General features: G+C 56.3%; 24 protein-coding genes. 11 read left to right on the top strand and 13 right to left on the bottom strand.

Annotated elements, in window-relative coordinates; genetic code table 11:
* Positions 1–12 precede the first annotated feature (12 nt).
* Genes LDK53_RS16930 through manX form a run of 3 tightly spaced genes read right to left on the bottom strand, consistent with a single transcriptional unit; the run spans position 13 to position 2,690 of the window.
* A complete protein-coding gene (locus LDK53_RS16930) occupies positions 13–864 on the bottom strand; it encodes a PTS mannose transporter subunit IID (protein WP_006810994.1) in 852 nt (283 codons plus the stop codon).
* A gap of 12 nt (positions 865–876) precedes the next feature.
* A complete protein-coding gene (manY, locus tag LDK53_RS16925) occupies positions 877–1,677 on the bottom strand; it encodes a PTS mannose transporter subunit IIC (RefSeq protein ID WP_003859914.1) in 801 nt (266 codons plus the stop codon).
* A gap of 47 nt (positions 1,678–1,724) precedes the next feature.
* Positions 1,725–2,690 (bottom strand): PTS mannose transporter subunit IIAB, encoded by a 966-nt coding sequence (manX, locus tag LDK53_RS16920; protein ID WP_225287643.1) that lies wholly within the window; start codon positions 2,688–2,690, stop codon positions 1,725–1,727.
* 263 nt (positions 2,691–2,953) lie between these two features.
* On the opposite strand from manX, the gene LDK53_RS23055 reads away from it, so the two are divergent.
* Together LDK53_RS23055 and yoaE are read left to right on the top strand one after the other, a co-directional pair.
* Positions 2,954–3,163, top strand: a complete 210-nt coding sequence (locus LDK53_RS23055) for a protein YoaL (protein WP_412174828.1) — start codon at positions 2,954–2,956, stop codon at positions 3,161–3,163.
* On the top strand, positions 3,151–4,710 hold the full coding sequence (gene yoaE / locus LDK53_RS16915) for a CNNM family cation transport protein YoaE (protein ID WP_025756889.1): 1,560 nt from the start codon (positions 3,151–3,153) through the stop codon (positions 4,708–4,710). The genes LDK53_RS23055 and yoaE overlap by 13 nt, the downstream gene beginning before the upstream one ends.
* A gap of 6 nt (positions 4,711–4,716) precedes the next feature.
* On the opposite strand, the gene LDK53_RS16910 is transcribed toward yoaE, so the two are convergent.
* The 4 genes from LDK53_RS16910 to pabB form a co-directional block, all read right to left on the bottom strand.
* Entirely contained in the window at positions 4,717–6,315 is a 1,599-nt protein-coding gene (locus LDK53_RS16910; RefSeq protein WP_225287642.1) for a cyclic diguanylate phosphodiesterase, read from the bottom strand.
* 130 nt (positions 6,316–6,445) lie between these two features.
* Positions 6,446–7,810, bottom strand: a complete 1,365-nt coding sequence (gene sdaA / locus LDK53_RS16905) for an L-serine ammonia-lyase (RefSeq protein WP_025756887.1) — start codon at positions 7,808–7,810, stop codon at positions 6,446–6,448.
* 185 nt (positions 7,811–7,995) lie between these two features.
* Positions 7,996–8,574: a CoA pyrophosphatase gene (locus LDK53_RS16900; protein ID WP_025756886.1), complete on the bottom strand. Its 579-nt coding sequence runs from the start codon at positions 8,572–8,574 to the stop codon at positions 7,996–7,998.
* Positions 8,575–8,580: 6 nt separating this feature from the next.
* On the bottom strand, positions 8,581–9,906 hold the full coding sequence (pabB, locus tag LDK53_RS16895; RefSeq protein ID WP_225287641.1) for an aminodeoxychorismate synthase component 1: 1,326 nt from the start codon (positions 9,904–9,906) through the stop codon (positions 8,581–8,583).
* Between the two features lie 61 nt (positions 9,907–9,967).
* On the opposite strand from pabB, the gene LDK53_RS16890 reads away from it, so the two are divergent.
* Positions 9,968–10,150, top strand: a complete 183-nt coding sequence (locus LDK53_RS16890) for a YoaH family protein (protein WP_025756884.1) — start codon at positions 9,968–9,970, stop codon at positions 10,148–10,150.
* A 5-nt stretch (positions 10,151–10,155) separates the two neighbouring features.
* On the opposite strand, the gene LDK53_RS16885 is transcribed toward LDK53_RS16890, so the two are convergent.
* Positions 10,156–10,500 carry a RidA family protein gene (locus LDK53_RS16885; RefSeq protein WP_008500498.1) on the bottom strand — a complete coding sequence of 115 codons (345 nt, stop codon included), beginning with the start codon at positions 10,498–10,500 and terminating at the stop codon, positions 10,156–10,158.
* A 133-nt stretch (positions 10,501–10,633) separates the two neighbouring features.
* Between LDK53_RS16885 and LDK53_RS16880 the strand changes: the two genes are divergently transcribed.
* From LDK53_RS16880 to rnd, 5 genes are all read left to right on the top strand, one after another.
* Entirely contained in the window at positions 10,634–12,544 is a 1,911-nt protein-coding gene (locus LDK53_RS16880; protein WP_047958934.1) for an ATP-dependent DNA helicase, read from the top strand.
* Positions 12,545–12,610: 66 nt separating this feature from the next.
* The gene (tsaB, locus tag LDK53_RS16875) at positions 12,611–13,306 is read left to right on the top strand and encodes a tRNA (adenosine(37)-N6)-threonylcarbamoyltransferase complex dimerization subunit type 1 TsaB (RefSeq protein ID WP_225287640.1); all 696 of its coding nucleotides are present in this window, start codon (positions 12,611–12,613) and stop codon (positions 13,304–13,306) included.
* Positions 13,307–13,343: 37 nt separating this feature from the next.
* Entirely contained in the window at positions 13,344–13,925 is a 582-nt protein-coding gene (locus LDK53_RS16870) for a Slp family lipoprotein (protein WP_014884269.1), read from the top strand.
* 203 nt (positions 13,926–14,128) lie between these two features.
* Positions 14,129–15,814 carry a long-chain-fatty-acid--CoA ligase FadD gene (fadD, locus tag LDK53_RS16865; protein WP_123072414.1) on the top strand — a complete coding sequence of 562 codons (1,686 nt, stop codon included), beginning with the start codon at positions 14,129–14,131 and terminating at the stop codon, positions 15,812–15,814.
* A gap of 71 nt (positions 15,815–15,885) precedes the next feature.
* The gene (gene rnd, locus LDK53_RS16860) at positions 15,886–17,013 is read left to right on the top strand and encodes a ribonuclease D (RefSeq protein WP_088244435.1); all 1,128 of its coding nucleotides are present in this window, start codon (positions 15,886–15,888) and stop codon (positions 17,011–17,013) included.
* A gap of 73 nt (positions 17,014–17,086) precedes the next feature.
* Here rnd and minE read toward each other — a convergent pair whose 3' ends face one another.
* From minE to minC, 3 genes are read right to left on the bottom strand one after another with little or no spacing between them, the layout of a single operon-like run.
* The gene (minE, locus tag LDK53_RS16855) at positions 17,087–17,356 is read right to left on the bottom strand and encodes a cell division topological specificity factor MinE (protein ID WP_008500504.1); all 270 of its coding nucleotides are present in this window, start codon (positions 17,354–17,356) and stop codon (positions 17,087–17,089) included.
* Positions 17,357–17,359: 3 nt separating this feature from the next.
* Positions 17,360–18,172 carry a septum site-determining protein MinD gene (gene minD / locus LDK53_RS16850; protein WP_013096144.1) on the bottom strand — a complete coding sequence of 271 codons (813 nt, stop codon included), beginning with the start codon at positions 18,170–18,172 and terminating at the stop codon, positions 17,360–17,362.
* 23 nt (positions 18,173–18,195) lie between these two features.
* Positions 18,196–18,903, bottom strand: coding sequence for a septum site-determining protein MinC (gene minC, locus LDK53_RS16845; protein ID WP_025756879.1), 708 nt, complete (start codon positions 18,901–18,903; stop codon positions 18,196–18,198).
* Between the two features lie 123 nt (positions 18,904–19,026).
* On the opposite strand from minC, the gene LDK53_RS16840 reads away from it, so the two are divergent.
* The 3 genes from LDK53_RS16840 to LDK53_RS16830 all read left to right on the top strand — a co-directional run bounded on the left by LDK53_RS16840 (position 19,027) and on the right by LDK53_RS16830 (position 20,543).
* Positions 19,027–19,302: a YcgL domain-containing protein gene (locus tag LDK53_RS16840; RefSeq protein ID WP_025756878.1), complete on the top strand. Its 276-nt coding sequence runs from the start codon at positions 19,027–19,029 to the stop codon at positions 19,300–19,302.
* A gap of 47 nt (positions 19,303–19,349) precedes the next feature.
* The gene (locus tag LDK53_RS16835) at positions 19,350–20,009 is read left to right on the top strand and encodes a fumarylacetoacetate hydrolase family protein (protein WP_225287639.1); all 660 of its coding nucleotides are present in this window, start codon (positions 19,350–19,352) and stop codon (positions 20,007–20,009) included.
* Between the two features lie 93 nt (positions 20,010–20,102).
* Positions 20,103–20,543, top strand: coding sequence for a YcgN family cysteine cluster protein (locus LDK53_RS16830; protein ID WP_032672443.1), 441 nt, complete (start codon positions 20,103–20,105; stop codon positions 20,541–20,543).
* Between the two features lie 126 nt (positions 20,544–20,669).
* On the opposite strand, the gene dsbB is transcribed toward LDK53_RS16830, so the two are convergent.
* Together dsbB and nhaB are read right to left on the bottom strand one after the other, a co-directional pair.
* A complete protein-coding gene (gene dsbB, locus LDK53_RS16825) occupies positions 20,670–21,200 on the bottom strand; it encodes a disulfide bond formation protein DsbB (RefSeq protein WP_045285485.1) in 531 nt (176 codons plus the stop codon).
* A 72-nt stretch (positions 21,201–21,272) separates the two neighbouring features.
* A complete protein-coding gene (gene nhaB, locus LDK53_RS16820; protein ID WP_225287638.1) occupies positions 21,273–22,811 on the bottom strand; it encodes a Na(+)/H(+) antiporter NhaB in 1,539 nt (512 codons plus the stop codon).
* Positions 22,812–22,956: the final 145 nt, after the last annotated feature.

The raw sequence follows: 22,956 nt of genomic DNA, 5'->3' as shown, positions 1-22,956 counted from the left end.
TAACGCATTGTATTACAGACCCAGCAGACCGACAGCGTAGCCCGCGATACCGATGACGAAGAAGCCAACGATAATCCACAACGGGTTCACTTTTTTACGCAGCAGCCACATACAGGCGAAGGTCAACAGCAGCGGCACCAGGCCAGGCATCAGCTGGTCGAGGATGGTCTGCACGGTGGTCACACGGGTTTGCCCATCCTGGCCCGTGATGGTCGACACCACCAGCGGGATGTTCACGTGCGTCCACTTGTTGACCAGCGCCCCCATGACAAACAGGCCGAGGATGGATGCCCCCTCAGTCAGTTTCTGCAGGAAGCCGCCGCCCATGTCCTTAACAATGTCCACCCCTTTACGGTAGCCGTAGGCCACGCCGTAATAACGGGTCAGCAGACGCACGGCGTTGAACAGAATGAAGAACAGCAGTGGGCCAAGCAGGCTGCCGCTCATCGCGATACCGGCACCCAGCGCCGCGAAGACCGGACGAACGGTACCCCAGAAGATAGGGTCACCCACGCCTGCCAGCGGACCCATCAGACCGACTTTGATACCGTTGATGGCACCATCGTCAATCTCTGCGCCGTTCGCACGCTGCTCTTCCATCGCAAGCGTTACGCCCAGTACGGGAGCCGCGACATACGGATGAGTGTTAAAAAATTCCAGGTGACGCTTAATCGCCTGACGGCGGGCTTCGTTATTTTCCGGGTACAGGCGTTTGATCGCCGGCACCATAGAGAAACAGAAACCGAGCGCCTGCATACGTTCGAAGTTCCATGAACCCTGAAACAGGTTAGAACGGATGAACACGCCACGAATATCACCCGGAGTGAGTTTTTTCTCGGTGGTAGTTTTTGTCATATCAACCATTTCGCTCACCTGTTAGTCCAGTTCGTTATCGAGATCGTTGTTACCAGCAGCCTGCGCTGGGGCACCCGCGACGCGGTTATATTTCGGGCTGAGCTGGATGTAGAGAATCGCCATCACTGCACCAATCACACCCAGTGCAACCAGGTTGAAGTTGGTGAATGCCGCAGTCACGAAGCCGAGGTAGAAGAACGGCATCAGGTAGCCTGCGCGCATCATGTTGATGACCATCGCATAACCGACAACCACGATCATACCGCCCGCGATGTTCAGACCGCTGGTGACCACTTCAGGGATGGCGTTGAGCATGCCCTGAACTTCGCTGGTCCCCACAGAAATCGCGACGATCACGGCCGGAATGGCGATACGCATCGCCTGCAGGAACAGGGACGATACGTGGATCCAGGAGAGCGCCGTGAGGTTGCCGTTTTCGGCCGCCTTATCCGCTGCGTGCTGGAAGGCCACGGTGATAGTACGCACGATGATGGTCAGTACCTGGCCTGCTGCGGCCAGTGGGATCGCCAGGGCGATACCGGCACCGATACTCTGATGACCGGCAATAACCAGAACGGTAGAAATAATCGACGCCAGCGCGGCATCAGGCGCAACCGCCGCACCGATGTTCATCCAGCCCAGGGCGATCATTTCCAGGGTACCACCGATGATGATACCGGTTTTCATGTCACCCAGAACGGCACCAATCAACGTACAGGCCACCAGAGGACGGTGGAACTGAAATTCATCAAGTACGGACTCCATACCCGCAATACACGCGACGATGAACACCAGCACAATCTGAAGAGTGGTAATCTCCATTGTACTTCTCCTATTACATAAGCATTATGTGAAAAACCGGCGCGGGCTTATTTCCCAACTTTGCCGATCAAATCCATCATTTTCAGTTTCGGGTCTGTGGAAACCTTGCGGGCTTCCAGTTCAATACCGCGCGCATTCAGCTTGTTAAATGCCTCGATATCTTTCGCATCGACTGAAATGGCGTTGTTGACCTGCGTTTTGCCCTGACGGAATGCCATCCCCCCAATGTTCACGGAAGTGATTTTCACGCCGCCTTCAACAATGCGCTCAACGTCTGTCGGGTTAGTGAACAGGAGCATCACGCGTTCGCCCGCGTATTTCGGGTTGTTGTAAACGCGAATCATCTTGGCGACATCCACGACGTGCGCGGTAACGCCAGGAGGAGCAACCTGCGTGAGAAGGGTTTTACGAACGGTGTCGGCGGCCACTTCGTCACTGACCACGATAATGCGACGAACGTTGGTCTCCTTGGTCCAGCGTGTTGCCACCTGGCCATGGATTAAACGGTCATCAATACGCGCCAGGCCGATGACCATGTAATCGTTCGGTCCCATCGGTTTTGCTGGCGCTGCCGCTTTCGATGCCGCAGCAGGCGCAGGGGCGGGTTTTTCAACCGGCTGTGCTTTCAGGGCTTTCACCCCTTCGCGGCCGGTTTCAACGGCCAGAGCCACGAGTTCATCGAAAGATGGATTGTCGTCGCGTGCCATGAAGGTTTCCACCAGCATCGGGATATTGACCCCGGCGACAACTTCATAATGCTCTTTATCGACGACAATGCGGCTGGCAGCGTTGAACGGGCTGCCGCCCCATGTATCAACGAGAAACAGCACCCCTTTGCTGGTATCCAGCTTCTCGAGTTGAGCGTTGTACTTCTCAATCAGCGTCTCGGCGTTTTCACCGGGAACGAAATCGATCCAGCCGACGTTTTCCTGCTCGCCCAACAGCATCTCTGCCGTTTTGAGTAGCTGCTCAGCAGCCCAACCATGTGTGCCTATGACAATAGCAATGGTCACTTGCTACCTCCTTTTATTATCATTAATACGCCTGCCGGGCAGACGTACTGAGAATCGTATTGGCGAACCGAATCGATTCAGATAAGGGTTAGAGTTAAAAAACTAAGACTTCCGCGAATTATTTTAGATAGTGAAAAAATAATTTATGTGATGAAGATCCGTAATTTAGGTTTCGAAAATCAGAAATTACTCAACACATATTTCGTCTTTTCGCGTTTTTGCAAAGGAACGTAAATCTTTGCTAAAAACATATTGTCTCTGATATGTTTAGCCTCCGTTTACTTGTTCAGGAGTATAGGGCTACAGCCCACTATATGGACCGTCACCGACGTCAGTCATCTTTCAGGCCATCTCGCGCCTTTTTCACCGGCGATCCTCGCCACGTATCAACGCTGTCTGCCTCTGTTTTGCCCACATTGCGTGGGGCACCGTTTCGTCATTCCTATAGCAGGAGCTTGTCATGGAATTCTTAATGGACCCGTCAATCTGGGTGGGATTGCTCACGCTGGTGGTGCTGGAGATTGTTCTCGGTATCGATAACCTGGTGTTTATCGCCATTCTCGCGGACAAATTGCCGCCAAAACAGCGTGATAAAGCGCGCCTGATTGGTCTCTCGCTGGCGCTGGTCATGCGACTGGGCCTGCTGTCCGTCATCTCCTGGATGGTCACGCTGACCAAACCGCTCTTCTCCGTCATGGATTACACCTTCTCCGGCCGTGATTTGATCATGCTGATCGGGGGGATATTCCTGCTCTTCAAAGCGACAACAGAGCTCCATGAGCGGCTGGAAAACCGCCAGCATGATGATGGGCACGGTAAAGGCTACGCCAGCTTCTGGGTGGTAGTGCTGCAGATTGTGGTACTTGATGCGGTGTTCTCGCTGGATGCGGTGATCACGGCGGTCGGCATGGTGAACCATCTGCCGGTGATGATGGCCGCGGTGGTCATTGCGATGGCGGTCATGCTTCTGGCCTCGAAACCGCTGACGCGTTTCGTGAACCAGCATCCGACGGTGGTGGTACTGTGCCTGAGCTTCCTGCTGATGATTGGTCTGAGCCTGGTGGCCGAAGGCTTTGGCTTCCATATTCCGAAAGGCTACCTGTACGCCGCGATTGGCTTCTCGATCCTGATCGAGCTGTTCAACCAGATTGCGCGCCGTAACTTTATTAAGCAGCAGTCCAGTCAGCCGCTGCGCGCCCGTACCGCAGATGCCATTCTGCGTCTGATGGGCGGCCGTCGTCAGGTGAACGTTCAGTCTGATTCCGAAAACCATAACCCGGTTCCGGTCCCGGAAGGGGCGTTTGTGGAACAGGAACGTTACATGATTAACGGCGTGCTCTCCCTGGCCTCGCGGTCACTGCGCGGGATCATGACTCCGCGCGGAGAGATCAGCTGGGTCGATGCTAACCTGAGTGTGGATGAAATTCGCCAGCAGCTGCTCTCTTCCCCGCACAGCCTGTTCCCGGTGTGTCGTGGTGAGCTGGATGAGATCATCGGCGTCGTGCGGGCGAAAGAGATGCTGGTGGCCCTGGAAGAGGGCGTCAATGTCGAAGCCGTTGCGGCGGCATCGCCAGCGATTGTCGTGCCGGAAACGCTTGACCCGATCAACCTGCTCGGGGTGCTTCGCCGCGCGCGTGGCAGCTTTGTTATCGTCACCAACGAGTTTGGGGTGGTACAGGGGCTGGTCACGCCGCTGGACGTGCTGGAAGCCATAGCCGGTGAATTCCCGGACGAGGACGAAACCCCGGAGATCGTTGCCGATGGCGATGGCTGGCTGGTGAAAGGGACCACCGATCTGCACGCGCTCTCGCACACGCTGGGGCTGGAAAACGTGGTCAACGATGAAGAAGACATCGCGACCGTAGCCGGTCTGGTTATCGCCGTTAACGGGCAAATCCCGCGTGTCGGCGATGTGATTGAGCTGCCGCCGTTGCACATCACGATTGTCGAAGCCAACGACTATCGCGTTGATATGGTCCGCATTGTTAAAGAACAATCTGCCCACGACGAAGATGAGTAAGCCTGCTTAACGCAGCGGCATTAAGGGCACAATGTGCCCGTTATGGCGGGCTGGCGGGGGAGATCTTCCCGCCAGCCAGTCCGGAAAGTCCCGTAGCGGCATCGGCCGCGCATAGAAAAACCCCTGCAGGACAGGAACGCCATGGCGGCGTAAATATCGTGCCTGCTCCTCCGTCTCAACCCCTTCTGCAACCAGTTCGATATTCAGCCGCTGACCCAGCGCAATAATGATATCCGTCACCGTTGAATTCACGGCATCAGTACCGATGGCGGTGGTAAAGGACTGGTCAATTTTCAGCACGTCCGGGTGCAGCTTCTCAAGCCAGGAGAGGGAGCTGTTTCCGGTACCAAAATCGTCAATGGCGAGCTTCACCCCTTTGCGATGCAGCTCGCGCACGATGCGATAGTCCGCATCCAGCAGCGCGTCCCGTTCCGTTAATTCGATCACCAGCTGCTGTTGGGGGTTGGCGCTGAACCACAGACGGTTCAGGTCCTGCAGCAATACCGCGCGACGAAAATGGCTGGCGGCGACGTTAATGCCGATGTGAAAACCCGCGCTTGCCGGGAAGTAACCTATCTGGCGTACGGTTTCGGCGATCACATAACGGGTCAGGGGGACAATCTGGTTATGTTCTTCTGCCAGCGGAATAAACACTTCCGGGGAGATCCACCCCTGACGGGGATTGTTCCAGCGCAGCAGGATCTCAACGCCGGTGCACTTCTGGGTACGGGCATCCATCAGCGGCTGGCAGAAAAGTTCAAATTCCCGCGAGGCAATCCCCATATCGATCTCCCACGTGAAGCTCATCCGGTTTGCCGTGGCCAGCCAGGCGAGATAGCCCAACAGCAGGCTGAGTATGAGCCCCAGCGGCAGCTGGGCGGGGAGACTTTTCAGGGCCAGTTCGCCGGGTCCCGGCCCGCTGATCGTGATGGTGAAAGGATGTCGGGAGGAAGACTGCTGGACAATCGAGCCCTCCTCATCAAATGACAGGCTGTCGGTGACGCGCTGGCCGTAACGCAAAAAACGATCGCCCACGGTCAGCGCCACGTCATTGATAAGCGGGCGCTGGGGCTCGAGGATCATTTTGGTGATCAGGTCGATATTGATGATCTCCATGATGCCATCTTCCCCGTCCTGAGAGACCGGAAACCACTGGATCAGTATCGGGCTGCCCTTAAGCAGCCACTGATCAGTCGATAAAATCAGCTTCGCCGCGCTGGCGGGGAGTTCCCTCAGGAAATCACGCACGGGCACATTGCGGCTGCCGAAAATACTCGAGCAGTAGAGGATACCGTCTTTAACCAGGGCGATAGAGCGTACTGTCTGCAAAATGGCGGCCTGCTTTCTCAGGGCCAGGTGCGCCTGCTGACAAGGCTGACCCACCAGCGACTGCAGCACGTTGCGGCGCTTATCTAAAGCGAGCAGCACGTTATCAAGGGCGCGAACGGTATGGCTGGTAAATGCGAGGATCTGCTGTTGGTTAACATTGCGCTGTGAAATAAAGCGAACGCCCAACGTCAGGATGAGCGTCAGGAGCGCAATCGTCACGCAGACGATAACGCGTTTTCGGCGGTAGTGTTTAATGATCGTCTGCGCAGTTTGCATGAACGAACGCCTGATAAGCCACCAGCCACAAAAGCCGGACGCAACTGTGAAAGTGTAGTGGGGAAAGCGGGAGGAGACGAGAATGAAGAGGAAATTTCGCCCATCCGTTGCAGATGGGCGAAAGGCAGTATTAGTCGCACTGCACCTTAATGGCCAGGCCACCACGGGACGTCTCGCGGTATTTCGCGTTCATGTCTTTGCCCGTTTCGTACATGGTTTCAATTACCTTATCCAGCGATACGCGAGGTTCGCTGGTACGGCGCATCGCCATACGTGAGGCGTTGATGGCCTTCACCGACGCAATCGCGTTACGCTCGATACACGGCACCTGCACCTGGCCCGCGACCGGGTCACAGGTCAGACCGAGGTTGTGTTCCATACCGATTTCTGCCGCCACGCAGACCTGCTCAGGGCTTGCACCCAGCAGCTCTGCAAGACCCGCCGCCGCCATAGAACAGGCGACACCCACTTCACCCTGACAGCCGACTTCAGCGCCAGAGATAGACGCGTTCATCTTGTACAGGGCACCAATGGCACCTGCCGCCAGGAAATAACGGATATAGATGTCTGGCGTCACGGGTTCAATAAAGTGGTCGTAATAGGCCAGCACGGCCGGAACAATTCCGCACGCGCCGTTGGTCGGCGCCGTCACGACGCGGCCACCGGCGGCGTTCTCTTCGTTAACCGCCAGGGCAAACATATTCACCCAGTCGACCACGTTCATCGGGTCGTTGGAGAACTTGTCCGTCGTCACCAGCATACGGCGCAGGGCAGAGGCACGACGCGGTACGCGCAGTGGACCCGGCAGCACGCCTTCGGTGTTCATCCCGCGATCGATACAGGCGCGCATGGTTTGCCATACGTTCGCAAAATAGTCTTCAATCTCTTTTTTGCTGTGCAGCGCCAGTTCGTTCTGCATCACCATGCCGGACAGCGACAGACCGGTCTGTTTGCAGTAACCGAGCATCTCGGTTGCGGATTTGAACGGATACGGAACGCTGACGTCGCCGACGCTATCTTTGCCAAAATGCTCTTCATCCACGATGAAACCACCGCCGATGGAGTAGTACGTTTTGCTGTAAATCTCTTTTTCACCGCTAAATGCGTGAATGGTCATGCCGTTTTCATGCAGCGGCAGGTTGTCGCTGCGAAAACGCATGCCGTCATCCTGCGGGAAGTCAACTTCCTGCTGACCGTTTGCCAGCAGCAGACGGCCGCGCGTTTCCACGTCGCGGATGAATGCCGGGATGGCATCAATATCCACGGTATCCGGCATATTGCCTGCCAGACCCATAATAATGGCGATATCGGTGTGGTGGCCTTTACCCGTCAATGACAGCGAGCCGTAAACATCCACGGCGACACGGGTAACGCTTTCCAGTAATCCTTTTTCGACCAGATCATCGACGAACTGTTTACCGGCCTTCATCGGGCCAACAGTATGGGAAGACGAAGGGCCAATTCCCACTTTGAACATGTCGAATATACTAATCACTTTCACACTCCTGACAGGGTTACCGGGGTTCCAGTAACGATGTTATAACTGCGCATAGTGTAAGAGGGAACACCGACCTCGGCTTAACTATTCACATGAATTAAACTAATGGTTGACGATGGGTTTTGCTAATAGCGCGACGCAGATCGCAAACCAGGCAAAAGAAGGTAGAATGTAAAGTATAGTCAAGGCTTCAGGCCGATTTGCAACGCCAGTTCACGAATAATGCCCGCCGTCATGCCCCAGACAAAATAATGCTGATACCAGGACAACCACACCCGATGGTCATGACCCCGGCGGTGGATATCCAGCGGATGATAACGGCTCAACCGAAGGGCTTCTTCCAGCGGCATCTCAAACACGGCGGAGACTTCATCCACGCTGGCATGATACTGCAGGTCCGGCGGGATAATGCCCACCACCGGCGTGACCTGGAAACCGGTAACGCTGTCGACGGGCGGCAGCACGCCAATGACCTCTACCGCCTCCGGCGGAATCGCCACCTCTTCCTGCGCTTCCCGCAGCGCGGCGGCAATCAGCGACGCATCGGAACTGTCGACGGCGCCGCCAGGAAAAGCAACCTGACCGGCGTGTTTGCGCAGATGGGCAGAGCGCTGGGTGAGTAGCAGGCCCGGCTGTGCACGCCGCACGACCGGGATCAGCACCGCCGCCTGGCGCTGATTCAGCGCTTCGCGGTTGACCTGGGGCCGTAGTAGCTGAAAGCGCGATAAAAAGGCATCCAGCGTCAGGTTCTCTTTTTCCACCCGTGGTTACTCCAGTTGTTTCAGAATACGGTTAACTTTATCAAAGGTTTCCTGATATTCCGCATCGACCTGGCTGTCGGCCACGATGCCGCCGCCAGCCGAACAGTAAAGGTTTCCGTTGCAGGCAGTCAGCGTGCGGATGGTAATGCTGGTATCCAGGGTGCCGCACAGGCTGATGTAGCCAATACTCCCGCACCAGGCGTTGCGGCGGTGGGGCTCCAGCTCATCGATAATCTCCATCGCCCGCACTTTCGGCGCGCCGGTTATCGAGCCGCCCGGGAACGCGGCGCGCAGAAGATCGCAGGCCGTCCGCGCGGCCGGCAGCCGCGCGGTAATGGTGCTGACCAGATGATGGACCGCCGGGAAAGGCTCGACGACGAACAGTTCCGGCACCCGCACGCTGCCCGGCACGGCCACCCGGCCAATATCGTTGCGCATCAGATCGACAATCATCAGGTTTTCAGCGCGGTCCTTCGGTGAGGCGGCCAGTTTTTCTGCCTGCTGGCGGTCAGCATCAGGATCGGCAAGGCGTGGCAATGTACCCTTAATTGGCCGCGTCTGAATGTTGCCCTCCGCAAGATGGATAAAGCGCTCAGGCGACAGGCTGACAATGGCCCCCTGTTCGAGACGGATAAAGGCGCTGAATGGTGCCCGGTTAGTGGCGTTAAGGCGGGTAAAAGCCTGCCATTCATCGCCCTCATAGGTTGTCTGGAAACGCTGGGCGAGATTTACCTGATAGCAGTCGCCGCTTTGCAGATACGCCTGCACGCGGGCGAATTTTTCTGCATATGCCTCGGGTGTCATGTTTGAACGCCAGTCAGAGGTCAGGCGGAAATCCTGCGCAGCGGCAGGCTGCTGCGCTTCCAGCCAGGCCAGGCGCGCGTCGACATCCGAATGGCTGAGCAAAGAGACCACCTGCTTATGGTGATCGACAATCAGCGCCCAGTCATAAAGCCCTACGGCCATATCCGGCAGCGGAATATCCGCTTTCGCCACCGAGGGCAGCGTTTCAAAGCGACGGCCCAGATCGTAGCCAAACAGGCCCAGCGCACCACCCTGGAAGGGGAGATCGGGATTCGGCAGGGCAGACAAGCCCAGCGCATCGATAGCCTCCTGAAGCCGCAGCAGCGGATCGTCCGTGGACGGCAGGTCATGGGTCGTCAGCGTCTTTAGCGGATCGGCGACCAGGATATCAAAGCGGCTATAGGGATGATCCGCATGGCCGGAATGCAGCAACATCGCAAAAGGAAGATGGCTCAGACGGGCAAACCAGAACTCAGCGGCGTCAGTACGCCAGGGCAGGGTAATAACAGTGGGCAAGCGCATGTTCATGTGTGGCATACTACCGGGCAGCGTGAAATAATTAGCGCGAATAATTTAGCAGGAGTTGACGATGTTTGCAGGTTTACCTTCTCTGAGCCACGAGCAACAGCAGAAAGCGGTTGAGCGAATTCAGGAACTGATGTCCCAGGGGATGAGCAGCGGGCAGGCCATTTCCCAGGTGGCGGAAGAACTTCGCGCCACCCATACCGGCGAGCGGATCGTGGCGCGTTTCGAGGATGAAGAGGAAGAGTAACCGGCCTACACAGCCGCGATAATCTTAATCTCTACCTTGTATTCCGGCTTCATCAGCGTGGCCTGTACGGTACAACGTACAGGCGCGTGACCCGCCACCACCCAGGCATCCCAGGCTTTGTTCATGGCCGCGAAATCGTCTTTGTTTGCCAGAAAAATCGTCGCATCCAGAATGCGCGATTTGTCGCTACCTTGCTTTTCAAGCACCGCATCGATCTGCGCCAGGGTGTTCGCCGTTTGCTCGAACGCATCCGCGTCCAGATTCGCCGGTACGCCGGTGTAGTAGAGCGTCTGGTTATGAATGACTACATCAGACCAGCGGGCTTCGGCATCAATGCGCACAATTGTCATAAACGTTTCCTCGTTATTTTTCGTCATCAGGCCGCAAGACTGCCATATTGTTCCGTCGTCGTCACTATTTGGGGTGGCACTGGAGAGGATGGGCTGACATAATCCCTGTGCAAAAATACAGTGAGAGAGCACCGTGGCAGACGATTTTTCCCCTGAAGGTCAGTTAGCACAAGCCATTCCCGGCTTCAAACCGCGTGAACCTCAGCGGCAGATGGCACACGCCGTGGCGCGGGCCATTGATAAGGCGCAGCCGCTGGTGGTGGAGGCTGGAACCGGCACGGGGAAAACTTACGCCTACCTTGCCCCGGCGCTGCGGGCGAAAAAAAAGGTGATCATCTCGACCGGCTCGAAAGCGCTGCAGGATCAGCTCTACAGCCGGGATTTGCCGACGGTGGCAAAAGCGCTGAAATACAAAGGCCGGCTGGCGCTGCTGAAGGGGCGCTCTAACTATCTCTGCCTCGAGCGTCTTGAGCAACAGGCGCTGGCGGGCGGCGATTTGCCGGTGCAGACCCTGAGCGACGTCATTATCCTTCGCGCCTGGGCCAACCAGACGGAAGAGGGGGATATCAGCACCTGCGCGAGCGTGCCGGAAGACTCGCCGGCCTGGCCGCTGGTGACCAGTACCAACGACAACTGCCTCGGCAGCGACTGCCCGCTGTACAAAGACTGCTTTGTGGTGAAAGCGCGCAAAACGGCGATGGATGCCGATGTGGTGGTGGTCAACCATCACCTGTTCCTTGCGGATATGGTGGTCAAAGACAGTGGCTTTGGTGAGCTGATCCCGGAGGCGGAGGTCATGATCTTCGATGAAGCCCACCAGCTCCCGGATATCGCCAGCCAGTATTTTGGCCAGTCGCTCTCCAGCCGCCAGCTGCTGGATCTGGCGAAAGATTTCACCATCGCTTACCGCACTGAATTAAAAGATACCCAGCAGTTGCAGAAGTGTGCCGATCGCCTGGCCCAAAGCGCGCAGGACTTCCGGTTACAGCTCGGCGAGCCGGGCTATCGCGGGAACCTGCGCGAGCTGCTGGCAGATAAAAATATCCAGCGCGCGCTGCTGCTGCTCGATGACGCCCTGGAGCTCTGCTACGACGTCGCGAAATTGTCGCTTGGCCGTTCCGCGCTGCTGGATGCCGCATTCGAGCGCGCCACGCTCTATCGCGGGCGGCTCAAACGGTTAAAAGAGATTAACCAGCCGGGGTTCAGCTACTGGTATGAATGCACCTCGCGCCATTTCACGCTGGCGCTCACGCCGCTGACGGTGGCGGATAAATTTAAAGAGGTGATGGCGCAAAAGCCTGGCAGCTGGATCTTCACGTCGGCAACGCTGTCGGTGAATGACGATCTGCATCACTTCACGGAACGGCTTGGCATTGAACAGGCGGAGTCGCTGCTGCTGCCCAGCCCGTTTGATTACGAAAAACAGGCGCTGCTTTGCGTGCCGCGTAATCTTCCGCTGCCAAACCAGCCGGGTGCGGCGCGCCACCTGGCGGCAATGCTAAAACCGATGATCGAGGCCAACAACGGCCGCTGCTTTATGCTTTGCACCTCTCACGCCATGATGCGCGACCTCGCTGAGCAGTTCCGTGCCACCATGACCCTGCCGGTACTGCTGCAGGGAGAAACCAGCAAAGGGCAATTGCTGCAGCAGTTCGTCAGCGCCGGTAATGCTCTGCTGGTGGCCACCAGCAGCTTCTGGGAAGGGGTGGATGTACGCGGAGACACCCTGTCGCTTGTGATCATCGATAAGCTGCCGTTTACCTCCCCGGACGACCCGTTGCTGAAGGCTCGGATGGAAGACTGCCGCCTGCGCGGCGGCGATCCGTTTGACGAGGTACAGCTGCCGGACGCGGTGATCACCCTTAAGCAAGGGGTAGGGCGATTGATCCGCGACGTCACCGATCGCGGCGTGCTGGTCATCTGTGATAACCGGCTGGTGATGCGCCCGTACGGCGCAACCTTCCTCGCCAGCCTGCCGCCCGCACCACGGACGCGGGACATAAAACGCGCGGTGCGTTTCCTGGCAAACCCAACGGCGGAGTAATTTACCCCGGAGTGTGCTAAGATGCGCGCCATTTTGTGACTGACCCTTGCGAGAGCGCGACGACTGATGCGAATTCTGGCTATTGATACCGCAACAGAGGCTTGCTCTGTTGCTCTGTTGAACGACGGTGCTGTTTCTGCTCACTTCGAAGAGTGCCCACGGGAACACACCCAGCGCATTCTGCCCCTGGTTAAAGCGATCTTAACCCGGAGCAATACCGCCTTAACCAACCTCGACGCGCTGGCCTTTGGCCGTGGCCCGGGCAGTTTTACCGGCGTGCGTATTGGCATTGGCATTGCCCAGGGGCTGGCGCTGGGCGCTGAGCTGCCGATGATTGGCGTCTCTACCCTCGCCACCATGGCGCAGGGTGCCTGGCGTATGACCGGGGCCACCCGCGTCCTGGCCGCCATTGACGCCCGTATGGGCGAAGTCTACTGGGCTGAATACACCCGCGACGCGCAGGGCGTGTGGCACGGTGAAGAGACGGAAGCGGTACTTAAGCCACAAGCGGTGACCGAACGACTGAAACAGCTCTCCGGTGAGTGGGCGACCGTCGGCACGGGCTGGCCTGCGTGGCCTGATATGGCGAAGGATACCGGGGTGACGCTGGTGGACGGCAACATGCTATTGCCTGCGGCAGAGGATATGCTTCCCATTGCCAGCCAGCTGCTTGCAGCAGGAAAAACCGTTGCCGTGGAACACGCGGAGCCGGTTTATTTGCGAAACACCGTCGCATGGAAGAAACTTCCGGGCCGCGAGTGAATCTCAGTAACAGGAACTGAGAAAAAGGAGTCGCATCATGGCGGTTCAGACTAAAGTAGTACGCCTTTTTATGGCAGGCGCTGTTGCCATAGCACTGAGCGGATGCGTTTCCGTTCCTGATGCGATTAAGGGCTCCAGCCCGACGCCACAGCAGGATCTGGTGCGGGTGATGAATGCCCCTGAGCTCTACGTCGGGCAGGAAGCGCGCTTCGGCGGGAAAGTGATTGAAGTGCAAAACCAGCAGGGGAAAACTCGTCTGGAGATCGCGACCGTTCCCCTGGACAGCGGCGCACGCCCTGTGCTGGGTGAGGCCTCCCGCGGACGTATCTATGCGGACGTCAGTGGTTTCCTCGATCCGGTCGATTTTCGCGGACAACTGGTGACAGTCGTCGGGCCGATAACCGGCGCGGTGCAGGGCAAAATCGGTAATACGCCGTATAAATTTATGACCATGCAGGTTAACGGCTACAAACGCTGGCGGCTGGCACAGCAGGTGATCATGCCGCCTCAGCCGATCGATCCGTGGATGTGGGGTCCACACCCTTACCGTTACGGCTACCCGGGCTGGGGCTGGTATAACCCGGGACCTGCACAGGTACAGACCATCGTTACTGAGTAACTTACTGTTATTGTTAGAAAAGAGACAGCGGCTCAGCCGCTGTCTCTGTTTTTTTACGGCTACAACGAAAAAAAAGAGTGACGCGCTTCGCAACCTTAAATCTGGACAATTAATAAACTGGTACGCTGAGTTAATATAATGTTAACAAACTGTTTATTATCGGGGTTGTGATGACGACGAACACTCAGTTCAGAGGTGATGCATTGAAAAAGGTTTGGCTTAACCGTTATCCCGCAGATGTGCCTGCGGAGATCAATCCTGACCGTTATCAATCCCTGGTGGAATTATTTGAGCATTCGGTAAGGCGCTACGCGGACCAGCCCGCATTTGTGAATATGGGTGAGGTGATGACGTTCCGTAAGCTTGAGGAGCGTAGCCGGGCGTTTGCGGCTTATCTGCAGGAAGGGCTGGGACTGCAAAAAGGGGACCGCGTCGCGCTGATGATGCCAAACCTGCTGCAATATCCGGTGGCGCTGTTTGGTATCCTGCGTGCCGGGATGATTGTCGTCAACGTCAACCCGCTATACACCCCGCGCGAGCTGGAGCATCAGCTGAACGATAGTGGTGCGGCCGCGATTGTGATTGTCTCCAACTTTGCCCATACCCTGGAAAAAGTGGTCGACAGAACCCAGGTTAAACACGTCATCCTGACGCGCATGGGGGATCAACTCTCCACCGCCAAAGGCACGCTGGTTAACTTTGTCGTTAAATACATCAAACGTCTGGTGCCAAAATACCACCTGCCGGATGCCATCTCTTTCCGCCGTGCCCTGCATGCGGGCTACCGTATGCAGTACGTTAAGCCGGAGTTGGTATCGGAAGACCTGGCGTTCCTGCAATACACCGGCGGTACCACCGGCGTGGCCAAAGGGGCGATGCTGACCCACCGCAACATGCTGGCAAACCTTGAGCAGGTGAATGCCACTTACGGGCCGCTGCTGCATCCTGGCAAAGAGCTGGTCATTACCGCGCTGCCGCTGTATCACATTTTCGCACTGACCATGAACTGCCTGCTGTTTATTGAGCTCGGTGGCCAGAACGTTCTGATTACGAACCCGCGCGATATTCCGGGGCTGGTGAAAGAGCTGGCGAAATACCCGTTCACCGCCATGACCGGGGTAAACACCCTGTTTAACGCGCTGCTTAACAACAAAGAGTTCCAGCAGCTGGATTTCTCCACGTTGCACCTCTCTGCGGGCGGCGGCATGCCGGTTCAGCAGGCGGTCGCTGAGCGCTGGGTAAAGCTCACCGGGCAGTATTTGCTTGAGGGGTATGGTCTGACGGAATGTGCGCCGCTGGTCAGCGTGAACCCGCATGATATTGACTATCACAGCGGCAGCATTGGTCTGCCGGTGCCGTCCACGGAGGCCAAACTGGTCGATGATAACGATAATGAAGTCGCGCCGGGTGAACCAGGCGAACTGTGCGTCAAAGGTCCTCAGGTCATGCTGGGATACTGGCAGCGTCCTGATGCCACCGACGAAATCATCAAAGACGGCTGGCTCCACACCGGCGATATCGCGGTGATGGACGAAGAGGGCTTCCTGCGCATTGTCGATCGTAAGAAAGACATGATCCTGGTCTCCGGCTTCAACGTCTATCCGAACGAGATCGAAGACGTGGTGATGCAGCACAGCGGCGTACTCGAAGTGGCGGCCGTTGGGGTGCCTTCCGGTAGCAGCGGTGAAGCGGTCAAAATATTTGTGGTCAAGAAAGATCCTTCTCTCACCGAGGAGGAGCTGGTCACGTTCTGTCGTCGTCAGTTGACGGGCTACAAGGTGCCGAAACTGGTTGAATTCCGCGATGAGCTGCCGAAATCCAACGTCGGAAAGATATTACGACGAGAATTACGTGACGAAGCCCGTGGCAAAGTAGACAATAAGGCCTGAGCTTCACGCTAATCGCCCAGACGCCGGTTAAGCCGGCGTTTTTTATGGGCGCAAACAAAAGAGAACCCGTTTTGAATTACCAGATGATCACGACCAATGACGAGCTGGCTTCGCTGTGCGAAGTGACGCGCGACTTTCCTGCCATTGCCCTGGATACCGAGTTTGTCCGTACCCGGACATACTATCCGCAGCTGGGGTTGATACAGATGTACGACGGTAAACACGTGTCGTTGATTGACCCTCTTGGTATTACCGACTGGACGCCGATGCGCGACCTGCTGCTTGATACCGCCGTGACGAAATACCTGCACGCAGGCAGTGAAGATCTGGAAGTCTTTCTGAACACCTTTGGCATCATGCCCCAGCCGCTGATTGATACGCAGATCCTTGCCGCGTTCAGCAATCGTCCTCTCTCATGGGGCTTTGCCGCCATGGTGGAGGAGTACACGGGGTTGACGCTGGATAAAAGCGAATCCCGTACCGACTGGCTGGCGCGTCCGCTTACCGAGCGTCAGCTGGAATATGCGGCGGCAGACGTGTTTTACCTGCTGCCGATTGCCGGACAGCTGATGAAAGAGGCGGAAGCCTCTGGCTGGCTGCCTGCCGCGCTGGATGAGTGCCGTATGACCCAGCAGCGTCGCCAGGAAGTGGTGGACCCGAAAGAGGCCTGGCGCGATATCAGCAACGCGTGGCAACTGCGTACGCGTCAGCTGGCCTGCCTGCAGCTGTTAGCGGACTGGCGTCTGCGTAAAGCGCGCGAGCGCGATCTGGCGGTTAACTTTGTGGTGCGCGAAGAGCATCTCTGGGCGGTGGCACGCTATATGCCGGGCAGCCTGGGCGAACTGGACAGCATTGGGCTTTCGGGCAGTGAGATCCGTTTCCACGGTAAAACCCTGCTGGCGCTGGTCGCGAAAGCGCAGGAGTTGCCTGACGACAAGCTGCCGGAACCGCTGCTGAATCTGATGGATATGCCGGGCTACCGCAAGGCGTTCAAGGACATTAAAGCCCTGGTTCAGGCCGTTGCTACGGAAAGCAAGCTGAGTGCTGAACTGCTCGCATCACGCCGACAGATTAATCAGCTGCTGAACTGGCACTGGAAGCTGAAGCCGCAGAATGGCTTACCGGAAATGATGGCGGGCTGGCGCGGGGAATTGATGGCCGATCGCCTGAATACGCTGCTGGAAGGTTATCCGAGATAAAAAATATGCCGGGTGATAACCCGGCATATTCCCCCGGTGGCGCTGCGCTTACCGGGGCTATGAAATCACAAACCTACGGACGGGACTCTTCCGCTTCCGGGAGCGTCACGTTCAGCTCCAGAATCGAAATATCCCCGTCTTTTTGTTCCAGCTGCACCGTCACCATCTCCGGGTCAATCTGCACATACTTACAGATCACTTCCAGGATGTCCTTACGCAGCTGCGGCAGGTAGTGAGGCTCGGCGTCGCTACGACGACGCTCCGCAACGATAATTTGCAGACGTTCTTTTGCGATGTTGGCGGTGTTCTTTTTCCGCGAGAGAAAAAAGTCCAGTAATGCCATAACTTATCCTCCGAACAGGCGTTTGAGGAAACCTTTCTTCTCTTCTTCAATGAAGCGGAAAGGACGTTCTTCTCCCAGCAGACGGTCAACAGTATCAGCATACGCTTTACCTGCATCTGCCGTTGTATCCAGGATCACGGGCTCACCCTGGTTAGAGGCGCGTAACACGGACTGATCTTCCGGGATAACGCCCACCAGTTTAATGCGCAGGATCTCCAGCACGTCTTCCATGCTCAGCATATCACCTTTGTTCACGCGACCCGGGTTATAGCGGGTAAGCAGCAGGTGTTCTTTAATCGGGTCTTCGCCATTTTCCGCACGACGGGATTTAGAGGCGAGGATCCCCAGAATGCGGTCTGAGTCACGCACGGATGACACTTCAGGGTTGGTGGTGATGATCGCTTCATCGGCGAAGTAGAGCGCCATCAGGGCACCGGTTTCGATGCCGGCAGGGGAGTCACAGACAATGAAGTCGAACTCCATTTTTTTCAGCTCGTCGAGCACCTTTTCCACCCCTTCACGGGTCAGGGCGTCTTTATCACGCGTCTGAGAAGCCGGGAGAATGTAGAGGTTCTCGGTGCGTTTGTCTTTAATCAGCGCCTGGTTCAGCGTGGCATCGCCCTGAATGACGTTAACGAAGTCATACACGACGCGACGCTCACATCCCATGATGAGGTCGAGGTTACGCAGACCGATATCGAAGTCGATAACGACGGTTTTCTTTCCCTTCTGGGCCAAACCAGTAGCGATGGCCGCGCTGGAGGTGGTCTTGCCAACGCCTCCTTTACCCGAAGTAACAACAATAATGCGTGCCATAGAAATTCCTTGTTAAAAAGGGATCAATTCAACGGTTGAACGGTCAACGCGTCGTCTGCCAGAAGCAGGCGAGCCGCTTTGCCATAAAATTCGGCTGGGATCTTGTCGCTCAGCCAATATTCACCTGCGATGGAGACCAGTTCCGCCGTCAGATGAGTACAAAAAATTTGCGCGTCCCGATCGCCACTTGCCCCGGCGAGCGCACGTCCACGCATCATACCGTAAACGTGAATATTGCCATCTGCAATCAGCTCAGCGCCAGCGCTGACGTGGCTTGTAACAATTAGATCACAGTTTGGCGCATAAATGCGCTGACCGGAACGAACCGGCACATCAATCATTCGCGTTTTTGTGATGGTTGTAACGTTTTGCACCGCAGGAGGGGGCGTTTCGACGGCAACGGGTGCCGCACGCGGGGTTTTTTCTTTGCCTTCATTCAGAAGCGGCAGCCCCGCACGGTCGATTTCCGCTTTCAGCTCGGGATCTTTACAGCCACTGATGCCTACAATACGCAGTCCGGTAGAGGAGACCGCCTGCTGGAGAAGCTTCCAGTTAACCGGCGCCTCAAGACCGCTGACATTGATCACAACAGGGGCATGTTTCAGAAAGGCGGGAGCCTGGGCGATTTTGTCTTCTAACGCCTGACGAATAACCTCGGGTTTTGCATCATGCAAATGTACCACTGATAAGGTGAAGCTACTGCCTTTAAGCTCGATGGGCGTGTTTGACATCCTGGCCTTACTCAATTTGCTATTAACCGCAACCACTCGCTGCGATATTCCGAAGAGTATCAGGCATGTTATAGTCAGGAGTATATTGAGGCAAGCAACCACCCATTAATTCAGAGTAAAAACATGTTTTGTGTGATCTACAGAAGTACAAGCCGTGACCAGACCTATCTTTATGTCGAAAAGAAAGACGATTTTTCACGCGTGCCTGAAGAATTAATGAAGAACTTTGGCCGACCACAGCTGGTGATGCTGCTGCCGCTTGATGGTCGTAAGAAACTGGTGAATGCCGATCTGGATAAAGTGAAAACGGCATTAGCCGAACAAGGCTATTATTTACAGCTTCCACCGCCACCCGAGAATTTATTAAAACAGCATCTTGAGGCGAACGGGAAAAAATAGCCTCAACTGTTTTCGGGCACAACACATCAACCGTTTAGGGGTCGACCATGTATCAACATCATAACTGGCAAGGGGCATTACTGGATTATCCCGTCAGCAAAGTGGTTTGCGTGGGTAGCAACTATGCCAAACATATCCAGGAGATGGGCAGCGCGACGCCAGAAGAGCCGGTTCTGTTCATCAAGCCAGAAACGGCGCTGTGCGATATCCGCCAGCCGCTGGCGCTGCCGCAGGGGCTTGGTTCGGTGCATCACGAGGTTGAACTCGCCGTGCTGATTGGCGCGACGCTGCGACAGGCTTCAGAAGAGCATGTGCAGAAAGCGATTGCCGGATACGGCGTGGCGCTGGATCTGACCCTGCGCGATGTCCAGGGCAAGCTGAAGAAAGCCGGGCAGCCGTGGGAAAAAGCCAAAGGGTTTGATAATTCCTGCCCCATCTCGGCGTTTATTCCGGTGAGCGAATTTACCAACGATCCGCAGAATACACCGCTCAGCCTCAAGATTAACGGCGAGATCCGCCAGCAGGGCACCACGGCAGACATGATCCATAAGATTGTGCCACTGATTGCCTACATGAGCCGCTTCTTTACCCTGAAGCCGGGGGATGTGATCCTGACCGGTACCCCTGAAGGCGTGGGCCCGCTGGCGAGCGGTGATGAACTGGAAGTCGGTTTTAACGGCCTGGCGCTGAAAACCCGCGTGCTGTAATCCCACTTTGCCGCCTGAAGAGGGCGGCAAAACTTGCAACAACGTGCCAGACTCGTTATAAGGTGCGCTTTCTTTTGACGTGTGGACATCCCGATGAACGACATCCCTTTCTGGCAAAGCAAAACTCTCGACGACATGACTGACGCGGAATGGGAATCATTGTGCGACGGCTGCGGGCAGTGCTGTCTGCACAAGCTGATGGATGAAGACACGGACGAAATTTACTTCACCAACGTGGCCTGCAAGCAGTTAAACATTAAAACCTGCCAGTGCCGCAACTATGAGCGCCGCTTCGAGTTCGAGCCAGACTGCATCAAGTTAACCCGTGAGAACCTGCCCACCTTTGAATGGCTGCCGCATACCTGCGCGTATCGCCTGCTGGCGGAGGGGAAAGATCTGCCGGCATGGCATCCGCTGCTCACCGGTTCAAAAGCGGCGATGCACGGCGAACGTATCTCAGTACGCCACATTGCGGTGAAAGAGTCCGAGGTGCGTGACTGGGAAGACCACATCATGAATCACCCGACTCGTTGAGAATAAAAAACCCGCCGAGGCGGGTTTTTTATTTGTGTTTGTGCGGCATGATGCCCTCAGCCCAACCTTCTCCCACGGGAGAGGGCGCAAACACTAAAAACGGCAACCGAGGTTGCCGTTTTGCGTTTACCTTCCAAAAAGATCGCGTTTCTTCGGTTTGAACGGCTGAGCAATCAGTACCAGCAGCGCCACGACGAAGTAGGCGGCAAAAATACCCACCAGCCACTGCGGCATCTCCAGGGTCAGGAATTCCCACTGACGAACGGAGCAGTCACCGGATGCAACGAACACCTGTGGCAGCCATTTATCCAGCGGCAGCCAGCTCGGGAAGCGGGCGGCAAAATCACAGGTCATAAACGGTGATGGATGCAGCTGCATCATGGTGTGCTGCCAGGAGAGTTCAAGCCCTTTCCAGGCGCTGTACAACCAGATCGCAATCGCGGCATAACGAAGCGGCGATTTCGGCGCAATGGCGCCGACCAGGCCTGCACCCATAATGCCAAACAGCGCGCAGCGTTCGTAAATACAAAGCACGCAAGGCTTGAGCCCCATAACATGCTGGAACCACAGCGCGACCATTTCCAGCGCAAAGGCGGTCAGGGCCATTAACAACCACGCTCCGCGACCGCGGGAGCACTGGTTTAAAAATCTCAACATAATCATTTCCCTGGAACATGCTTAGAAAGCGCATTGTAAACTAATTCATTTATCGCGCCACCGATACCTGTTTTACTGCGCCGCAAGTATACCCGCTTGTATCATCCACTGCGTACAGGGAATGAGGGTAATTTTGACGCAAAGCAATCCCACGAACGTGAGCACCAGCGTATAGGGCAGCGCCATCCATACCATCCTGCCATAAGAAAGCCGTATGAGTGGCGCGAGGGCGGAGGTCAACAGGAACAGGAAAGCGGCCTGGCCATTGGGCGTTGCCACCGACGGCAGGTTGGTGCCGGTATTGATCGCCACGGCCAGTAGCTCAAACTGACCGGCGCTGATGACGCCTTGCTCCATCGCGGCTTTGGCTTCGTTGATGTAGACCGTCCCGACAAAGACGTTATCGGAGATCGACGAGAGCAGGCCATTAAACAGATAAAACAGCGAGAGCTGCGCGTCCGGTGCGGCCTGTAAAACAAAGGCGATAATCGGCGCGAACAGGTGCTGGTCGATAATCACCGCCACGACGGCGAAGAATACCGCCAGCAGGGCGGTAAACGGCAAGGCTTCGGTAAAGGCTTTACCGATGGCATGTTCATCCGTCACGCCGGTAAAGGTGGTGGCGAGAATAATGACCGACAGGCCAATCAACCCCACTTCGGCAAGATGGAGCGCCAGCGCCGCAATCAGCCAGACGCCGATAATTCCCTGGGCAATCAGACGCAGCGTCTCCTGGCGCGTCCGCTGGCTTCGGCTCTGCAGATCGAATTTATGCAGCTCCTGGCGCACCGGCTCCGGCAGTTGCGCCCCATAACCAAAGAGACGAAATTTCTCCACCAGCAGACAGGTCGCCAGACCGCAGAAAAGCACCGGTACGCTCACCGGCGCCATTCTCAGGAAGAAATCGCCGAAGTGCCAGCCCGCCGCTTTGGCAATGATCAGGTTTTGCGGCTCACCCACCATCGTCATTACGCCACCCAGGGCGGTACCGACGCCGGCATGCATCATCAGGCTGCGCAGGAAGGCGCGAAACTGTTCCAGGACTTCACGGTTATGGGCCTCGACATGGCTGTCATCCTGCAGATCCTCGCCCGGACGAGAGGAGGCGACACGGTGGTAGATTCCGTAGAATCCCACCGCGACGCTTATCACCACCGCGACCACCGTCAGCGCATCCAGGAAGGCTGAAAGGAAGGCAGCCGCGAGGCAAAACGCCAGCGAGAGGAACATTTTCGACGGAATGCTGAGCAGCAGACGCGTGAAGATAAACAGCAGCAGCTGTTTCATAAAGTAGATGCCCGCCACCATAAACATCAGCAGCAAAAGCACTTCAAGATTTGACGCCAGCTCCGCTTTGACGTGCTCCGCGCGGGTCATGCCGATCACCACGGCTTCAAACGCCAGCAAGCCGCCGGGCAACAGAGGATAACATTTCAGCGCCATCGCCAGGGTGAAGATAAATTCCGCCACCAGCAGCCACCCGGCAACGAACGGGTTCACATAAAAGAGGAGAGGGCTAACAACCAGGAACACCAGAAGTATCAGTTTGTACCAGTCAGGAGACTGGCCTAAAAAATTGCGCCACAGTGCGCGACCAAAAGAAATTTCCACGACAGACGTCCTTCCCCGTCAAGTAAAACAAAACATCAGTATACGCAAAAATCACGGCCCGGACGCGGATCAGACCGCATTGTAAATTTCACAAAAATGAAACGGTGATCCCTCTTTTCTCTCGTTGCCGCGCTACCTGCCACTG

The sequence above is a fragment of the Enterobacter sp. K16B genome (assembly GCF_020216105.1).
Taxonomy (GTDB): Bacteria; Pseudomonadota; Gammaproteobacteria; order Enterobacterales; family Enterobacteriaceae; genus Enterobacter; species Enterobacter sichuanensis.
This window is presented reverse-complemented; position numbering and strand designations above follow the sequence as displayed.